The organism is Acinetobacter lwoffii (assembly GCF_024129685.1).
GTDB classification, from domain to species: Bacteria; Pseudomonadota; Gammaproteobacteria; order Pseudomonadales; family Moraxellaceae; genus Acinetobacter; species Acinetobacter lwoffii_X.
In genome coordinates, this window is sequence record NZ_JAMXXL010000055.1 from 1 (window position 1) to 7957 (window position 7957).

Annotated in this window: 8 protein-coding genes; 5 read left to right on the top strand and 3 right to left on the bottom strand. The window is 36.0% G+C overall.

The window, feature by feature from the left end:
• Positions 1-713: 713 nt before the first annotated feature.
• Entirely contained in the window at positions 714-1298 is a 585-nt protein-coding gene (locus NI464_RS15340) for a hypothetical protein (RefSeq protein WP_253139454.1), read from the top strand.
• A gap of 52 nt (positions 1299-1350) precedes the next feature.
• Here the strand turns inward: NI464_RS15340 and NI464_RS15345 are convergent, their stop codons facing one another.
• From NI464_RS15345 to NI464_RS15355, 3 genes are all read right to left on the bottom strand, one after another.
• Positions 1351-2529, bottom strand: a complete 1179-nt coding sequence (locus NI464_RS15345) for a Fic family protein (protein WP_253139457.1) — start codon at positions 2527-2529, stop codon at positions 1351-1353.
• 190 nt (positions 2530-2719) lie between these two features.
• Entirely contained in the window at positions 2720-3439 is a 720-nt protein-coding gene (locus NI464_RS15350) for a DUF6998 domain-containing protein (protein WP_001218546.1), read from the bottom strand.
• A 17-nt stretch (positions 3440-3456) separates the two neighbouring features.
• A complete protein-coding gene (locus NI464_RS15355; protein WP_006581723.1) occupies positions 3457-3723 on the bottom strand; it encodes a hypothetical protein in 267 nt (88 codons plus the stop codon).
• A gap of 209 nt (positions 3724-3932) precedes the next feature.
• On the opposite strand from NI464_RS15355, the gene mobQ reads away from it, so the two are divergent.
• From mobQ to NI464_RS15375, 4 genes are all read left to right on the top strand, one after another.
• Positions 3933-5369, top strand: a complete 1437-nt coding sequence (gene mobQ, locus NI464_RS15360; RefSeq protein WP_001029315.1) for a MobQ family relaxase — start codon at positions 3933-3935, stop codon at positions 5367-5369.
• Between the two features lie 101 nt (positions 5370-5470).
• Positions 5471-5755 carry a hypothetical protein gene (locus NI464_RS15365; protein WP_253139460.1) on the top strand — a complete coding sequence of 95 codons (285 nt, stop codon included), beginning with the start codon at positions 5471-5473 and terminating at the stop codon, positions 5753-5755.
• Between the two features lie 200 nt (positions 5756-5955).
• Entirely contained in the window at positions 5956-6879 is a 924-nt protein-coding gene (repM, locus tag NI464_RS15370) for a replication initiation protein RepM (RefSeq protein WP_004811812.1), read from the top strand.
• Positions 6880-6939: 60 nt separating this feature from the next.
• Positions 6940-7491 (top strand): plasmid replication DNA-binding protein, encoded by a 552-nt coding sequence (locus tag NI464_RS15375; protein WP_223182242.1) that lies wholly within the window; start codon positions 6940-6942, stop codon positions 7489-7491.
• The last annotated feature ends 466 nt before the right edge of the window (positions 7492-7957 follow it).

Genomic DNA, 7957 nt, shown 5'->3' on the forward strand with positions numbered 1-7957 from the left:
TTAGCTCAGCTAGACACCCTTGGCTGCAAGGATTACAAATTAGACAAGATTCTGCAAGTTTTGCTCCATTGAAAGTATGAATATTCAACTAGAGAAGGTTCCATTTAACATAATGGCGGTTATACGCAATACACTTGTATATTAATTTTAAAATCAATTATTTAAAAATTTAGTCATGACTAAGAAATCAGCAGAAATTCCCTTTTGTAATAAGTTGGTGAGTTTTTAAGCAAATCTGTAACATTTTGCCAGGAAAATTGATTAATAAATGATCAATTTTGGAATCAGTGCCCATTTCATGCGGATCCAGGTTACGAAACTATCCCCAATTGCTGTGGATAAAATTTAGGCTATTTTGTACGCCCTGGCGCACATGAAAGTCGGCCCTTTGCGGCTATCCGGAATACTAGAATTTTCCTATGATGAACTCATCGGGAACAGGAAGTTCCATACAAGAATAACAAGAGATAAGCACAAGGACTGTAAGGTACGACAGGAGTTATACCGAGCGAACCAATACGAAAAACCCCGGCAGGATGCCGGGGTTTTTTATTAAAAAAATATATATAATCATTAGCTTAAGCTTAATTTTTAAGCTTCTAACTTGTATTATGTTAATTGTAGATTTCCTTTAGAATCAATTTAAAATTAAGTAGTTGAAAATAATAAAAAAGGCTTTATTAATTTATAAAATATTTATGAAATAAGAGAAAATGCAGAATACCCCCCTAAAACAAGCTAAAGCAGAACTAGAATCCGCTAGATCTAGTATTGAAGCTATGCAAAATTCAAAATCATTTGAAGAGTTTGAGAGAAATTGGCGATTTTTTTTAGGGTGCTTAGAGAAAGTCTGGGCAAAAACTGAAAGAGCATGCCAAGACAAAAGAAATGAGTTTCAACCTTGGCAAGGACAGTTCAGTCGATTACGTAAAAAAGATATGCTTCTTAGATATCTTAAACAGGCTCGTGACGCAGATACTCATTCAATCCAAGAAATCACAGAAATTTATCCTGGTCATACTTCATATAAAAGCGCACACAAAGGCTCTCATTACATAAAAAAAATGGTCATAAGTAATGGAAGCCTCTCTCATTATGAAGGGGATCCTATGATTCAAGAAACTGTAATGCCTCATCCAATAGCAATTAAAGTGCAAAATAATGGTGAGTGGTATAATCCACCATCAAAGCATTTAGAAAGTCCTATTGAAAATCATCATCCAGTAACGTTAGCGTTATTAGGCTTAAAATTTTATAGTGATTTCATTGACCAAGTAGAAATTAAATTTTTCTCCTAAAATTTATTAGCTAGATAAAAAATAAAAAAGCTCATAAATGAGCTTTTTTATTTTATTGAAATAGATATGGAAATAATACTTCAACAGCATGTGGAGACAATCTAACTTGCAATTTGTGTTTAGGAGGAGCAAATATTAGATGGTCTTTAACCATTACTTGAACGATTTCCCTCAATTTTTTCTCACTAATCTGAAACTTATCCTGTAATTCTTTTCTAGAATGTGGCCCACTATGCAAAAGAGTTTTATATATATCTTTCGCTTCTAAAGGCAATTTCTTTAATGGTTTTTTCGTTTTATGATCAAATAAGGCTTCATTGAATCTTAATTGGAAGTAAACGTTAATTCTTTCTTCAAGCTTATATGGTTCTAATAAGCTACTGAAATATGTCATTTGATCTAGAGCAACATCTATAAAATATTCTGTAAATTGTGTTAGTCCATCATCAGATAATATACCTCTACCATCCATACTACCTTGTCTTTGTCTATCAGCAATATCGAGATACTTATAATATTGCTCACTCGAACGAGCAAACCCTCTAGACATAGACCACAGACCATAACTTTTTAAACCGATTGCACGCATAAAACAATCTGTGAACAACCTTGAAACTCGACCATTTCCATCTAAGAATGGATGAATCCAAGCTAAACGGTGATGTGATGCAGCCATTGCCCAATACTTACTCATGCCTGGAAGGTACTTAACTTTATAAGCATTAGAAAACCATGACATATATGCTGAAATTTTTTCTGGCGATGGTGGTGTGTGAGGTCCAACTCTAACGTTTGTTAGACGATAACATCCAGGTTCTATTTGATGAGTAGTTATACCGTCACTATCTAAAATTTGTAGTTCCGAAGGCTCACACTGCTCATAAAAAGCTTCATGAATCTTTTTAATGAAATCTTGTGAAGTTACTTCTTCAACATTGCTGTGTTGCAAATTAAGTTTAACTTGAACCTCAATGTGTCTTTTAATCTCCAAAAGTCCTTTAGATTTATATTCAATAGATTCATCATTTAAATGCAAAAGTTCACTTGGTTTAGTTGGATTACCTTCAATTTTATTACTGTAATAAGAGTTAACTACACGTAATAACCCTTCAATAGCATCTCGTATAGTACTAGGTACAGTTGAATCTAATTGCGCGTCTAAGCGAATTATTTCGAATAACTTCTCTTCTAGCTCTGGTGAGTACGCACTAGCAATCGGTGTAATATCCACGTTGTAAATCTCTTTAAAACAGCAAGATAATTGTACGCTATAAAATCCGAAATAAAAAATATATTAATACATAAATATCAATGTATTACAAAACAACTTTAAAAAAAATGCCGTTATTTTTTCCGATATAAAGTCAATATTAAATTTTTCTATCCTTTAAATTATTTAACATAAAATCTCTTATGCGAAATCAGGTTGATCTAAAGTTCTTTATTGCCTTGATCACATGATCCCCTAATTGCTGAGTATTTTTAGGATTTCCGGCTGAATTATTTAAAGAGACATTTAAAGGGAGGGCTATCTGCCTCAAAATTTCTTTAGCTGATGGTTGTTTTTCACCATCCTTATAAACTTCAATTTTTGCATTTTCATATTGTTTTATCTCATATCCATCATAAAAAATATTATTTAAAATCAATAGCTCATGATTATTTTCAACTTTCAGTTCTGTTTCAGTAGGAATATTTAACCCTATATTTATTTTTGAATTAGCTAAAAGTATTTTGTTATAAATACCTAAAATATATTTCCCTTTGTATTCTCGTGACTTAGCCTGAAACTGCTCCATATTTAAGTCATAGACTACTTCAATACAGAGGTCCTCTGGGTTAATTCTTAAAACAATAATTCTGTCCACTAACTCAATCGTTTTAAGATTAAAATCGACATGACTTGCTGTAGTAACAGTCTTAACAGAAATTCTTTGTCCAGTACTGGAAACTACATCATAACCTCTCTGATTAACTGAATCAGCTAATTGTCCTAAGGTCATCATAGCTACATAAAGTTCCCCAATTCTTCCTGTTAAATGCCTTAATTCTGCAATAGGCATTCCCCAAGAGAGTTCTTTTTCAAACCATTCAATAGATTCACCTAAAGACTTAATAATATCGAATTGGCTCAATGCCATGATTGATTTCCTATCACTTATAAATTAAAGAGCTTACGATCACGTTCATCAGTCAAATACTTGTCCATCTGTGCAATCAATTTTGCCCGGGCCTGTTCATCTTCTTCAGTGATTTTTAGCATACAAGATCCGATTAGAATTTTGCGTCTAGTATCATCTTTACGAGCCTGTTCTTTCTCTTTAGCACGTTCTCTTGCAAGTGCTGCTTGTCTTTGAGCTTTAAGCTGTTTCAGCTTTTCTTCCTGGGCTTTAATTTTGCTGTCTAGTGTTTCAGTAACGCTCATTAATCCAATACCATCATCCTGGGAAACCATCCCTAACATAAGCGCACTTGAATATGCATTCAAGGTGCTATATGTATAGTAATGTTTTCCTCGAAGAGCGCACTTATGCAAACTATGTTTGCAAGTACGATTGGGGTCTCCCCAATACCCCGACAACCGTATTCACGGTTGTATTTCACTACGTGAAAATTTAAAAGCGAAAAATAGACATGGCGATTTACCACTTTTCAGTCAAAACCGTAGCACGATCAGCAGGGCGTTCCGCCACTGCTGCGATTGCCTATCGGGCAGGTGAAAAGATCTATTGTGAACGTGAAGGCCGAGAACATGACTACAGCCGAAAAACCGGTGTGGAATACAAAGAAATTTATTTACCAGAAGGCGCACCAGAGCATTTAAAGAATCGAGAAAAACTCTGGAACGAAGTTGAACAACGGGAGACCCGAAAAAACTCGACTGTAGCCAGGGAATTTGAAATTGCCTTTCCAAGTGAACTGAACCAGGAACAACGTCTGGCCATGCTCGAAGAATTATGTGCCAGCATCGTGGAAAGACATCAAGTAGCAGTCGATGCCTGTATTCATGCACCGCATACCGGATCCGGCAGTGATGAGCGCAATTATCACGCCCATATCCTAATGAGCACACGTAAACTTACGCCAGAAGGTTTTACAGAGAAAACCCGGGAACTCGATCAGAAACACAGTGGAGAAATCGATCACTGGCGTGAACACTTTGCCGATATCTGCAATGTGCACCTGAATCTGGCCGGATCCACAGCCCGGGTCGACCACCGCAGCTACAAAGACCAGGAGAATGGCCTGGAAGCCACCCTGCACGAAGGACCGAAAGTCACCGAACTACGTAGAAGAGGCATCGAAACCGAAATCAGCCGAAGCAATGATGAAATCAAACAGAGAAATCAGGCTCAGTTGCAATACGACAAAAATATGGACGTTCTAATTGCTGAAAATGAGATAAAACTCAGCACACTGAAAACAGAACAGCAGATCCAAATCAAGAATAGCGCTAAAACGCCACCAATTGACGAAAAATCCCTGTTTGAGGAAAAACAGAGGGGAACCCTTGGCAAAGTGCTAAAACGCGAAATCAGCGCAAAAGACGCGAATCTAGACCTGGATTTTATGCAGCGCAATCTCAAACAAGCCGAAATAAACCTGACCAAGCACCACAAACATCAAAACGAGTTCAATCAGCAGCTTGCCCAGGAGATCGTGAAAAGCGGACTCAAGCAAAGTCATGACAAATTGCAAAGCCTGGTCGATCAACACAACGAATTAACCCAGAACAAACCCTTACTGTTTGGAAAAAAAGCCTGGGAAGCCCAACGTGATGAGATCTACCAGGAACACAAAAAGTTGAAAGGTCAGCATGAACACCAGAAAAAACATGGTGTGAAGGATTTATTGGAGAATGAAAAGTTCAAAGAACATGCCTGGAAGAAATATCAAAAACAGCATCCGGAGAAAGCCAAGCAATACCAGACCCTCTACCAGTCCTACAAGATCGTTAAAAAATGTGTGGATGAGATTAAAGCAGAACAACAGATGAAAATCAGACAAGAACAACAACTCAAAGCACAGCAACATGCGCCTAAAATGAAATCTCGTGGCATGAGTCGTTAAACAGAGCGAGTGTCTACGAGCGAACTGAGAAAATTTGCCCATCCCTTTCCCTGATTACAAGCTCCCTATCCATCAATCACCTGCATACCAGAGCATCCCGCATGGGTGCGAACTTTCCAAGTTTGATTCCTAAATCGAGCGTAGCGAGAAAAGAAGCTCATGAGCGAAGCGAATTCCGAGCTGCTTTTGATCTTGCTTTTGCTTTTTCTGAAATTCACGAAAATATGAACCAAAAATTGCCCCTACGAATCGAGCGAAAGCGAGATTCAATAGAGTTTGAGCGAAGCGAAAACCAAGGGCAATTTTTTATATTTTGGGTTTTTAATTATTTTAAGCTTTTAAATGCTTTTAGAGAGGCTCAAGTCTTTGTAAATAAAGGCTTCTAGAGCTTATATGACTACGTTTACCTACCAATATGACTACGTTTACCTACCAATATGACTACGTTTACCTACCAATATGACTACGTTTACCTACCAATAATCTACATTATTTTTTTTGTAGATTTAACTACGTTTACCTTGCATTAATCTACATATTTATTATTATAGATTTATATTCATAAGTAATAATGTAGATAAATAGAATGCGGGACTTAGTAGTTAAAGACAATGCATTAATTAATGCGAGTTATAACTTAGACTTAGTAGAACAACGTTTGATCTTATTAGCCATCGTCGAAGCAAGAGATAGTGGTCGGGGAATCAATGCAAATGACCCTTTAGAAGTCCATGCTGAGAGTTATGTAAATCAATTTAATGTTGCAAGACAAACAGCTTACCAAGCGTTAAAAGATGCCTGTAAAGATCTATTTGTACGTCAATTTAGCTATCAAGAAATTAATAAAAGAGGAAATGTAGAGAATGTTTTAAGTCGTTGGGTCAGCGAAATTAGATATATCGACGATGAAGCTACAGTAAAGTTAATATTTGCCCCTGCAATCGTGCCACTTATTACACGTTTAGAAGAACAATTTACTAAATATGAGTTACAACAGATTAGTAATCTCAGCAGCGCTTATGCTGTGCGATTATATGAATTATTAATTGCTTGGCGCAGTACGGGTCAAACTCCTATTATTGAACTCGCAGAGTTCAGACAAAAAATAGGCGTTCTTGATGATGAATATACAAGAATGGGAAATTTTAAAGATCGAGTATTAAATTTAGCTATTGCTCAAATTAATGAACATACGGATATTAACGTCCAATGTCAGCAACATAAAAAGGGACGTAATATTTCTGGTTTTTCATTCACCTTTAAACTGAAAAAAGTCGTTATAGCTCATACTAAAGAGCAAACTGCTCTTGAGATTTTCTCAAAATTTACCGATGCACAGTGTCATCTTTTTGCCAGTAAATTATCTGAGCTTCCAGATATGAATAAATACTCTCAAGGTACTGAAAGCTACTCACAATTTGCAGTTCGAATTTCTGAAATGCTACGAGATCCACAAAAATTTGAAGAACTACTCCCCTATCTAAAGAAAGTAGGCTTTAATACAAAATAAACTTCATGTTCAGATTGGATGTTCACACGAACATCCTTGTACACGCACTGAGGGATTACATTGAACACAACAAAATTCAGCGTCATGGACGCAAGTAAAGCCTTTAAAAAATCACGTACAACAATATATGAGGCTTTAAAAAATGGTGAATTATCAAGAGATCATGATGGTCTTATAGACTTATCGGAACTTATTAGAGTTTATGGCAATCCAATCAGTGTTCAGTCCAGTACACGCACTGAACAAGTTCAGAAGGATGTACAGGTACACGTTCAATCTGAAGTTGAAAATGTATTAAAAGATCAGATTTCTTTACTCAAAAATCAGTTAGATTTAGCAAATCAAAGAGAAAAGTCTTTGATGCAACATATTGAAGATCTTACTCACAGAATTGAGTTTAAAGGCACCTTAGAACAGCCAAAACAAGAAAATATTAATCAGCTAAATGAATCTACTAATTCGAATATAGCAACAGATCCTCGGTCACAGGATGAATCAAACTATGACGGATTGACTACTCCTGAGAACAAACGGATCCCTATCCCTGAACATATTGAGCCTGAACCTAAAAAAAGGGGCTTCCTGAGCCGTTTCTTCCTTCCTTATGGTTAGCCAGCACTCCACTTTTTTGATGAGCCAATTTCATTGCCAGCAATGAAATAATGACTCCTCAAAAAACCGGATGATGTTTATTAAAACTGAATAAAATCGTGGAACACTAAAAAAGATAAAAAAAGCCCGAACAGGGATGTTCGGGCTATCAACTAGAAACTACAGCATTGAATTTTCAAGACAATTATAACGCATTTCGTATAAGGTGTATTATGTTAATTTTAGAAAAAACTTAAAATTATCTATTAAAGAATCATATATTTTTGGATTACTTATAAGTGAAATAGCACCTATATAGTGCAGGCTTAGCTAGAAAAACTATAACACTCTAAGAAAGTATGGGTTTTTATGTACAAGGCAATTTCATGAGAAGCTAGATGATAAAATTCGAGGCTCCCCAATTTTGTAAATCAAATATATGCAAAATAATGTGAGTAAGCCGGCAGTACCAGCATTAACACTGGCT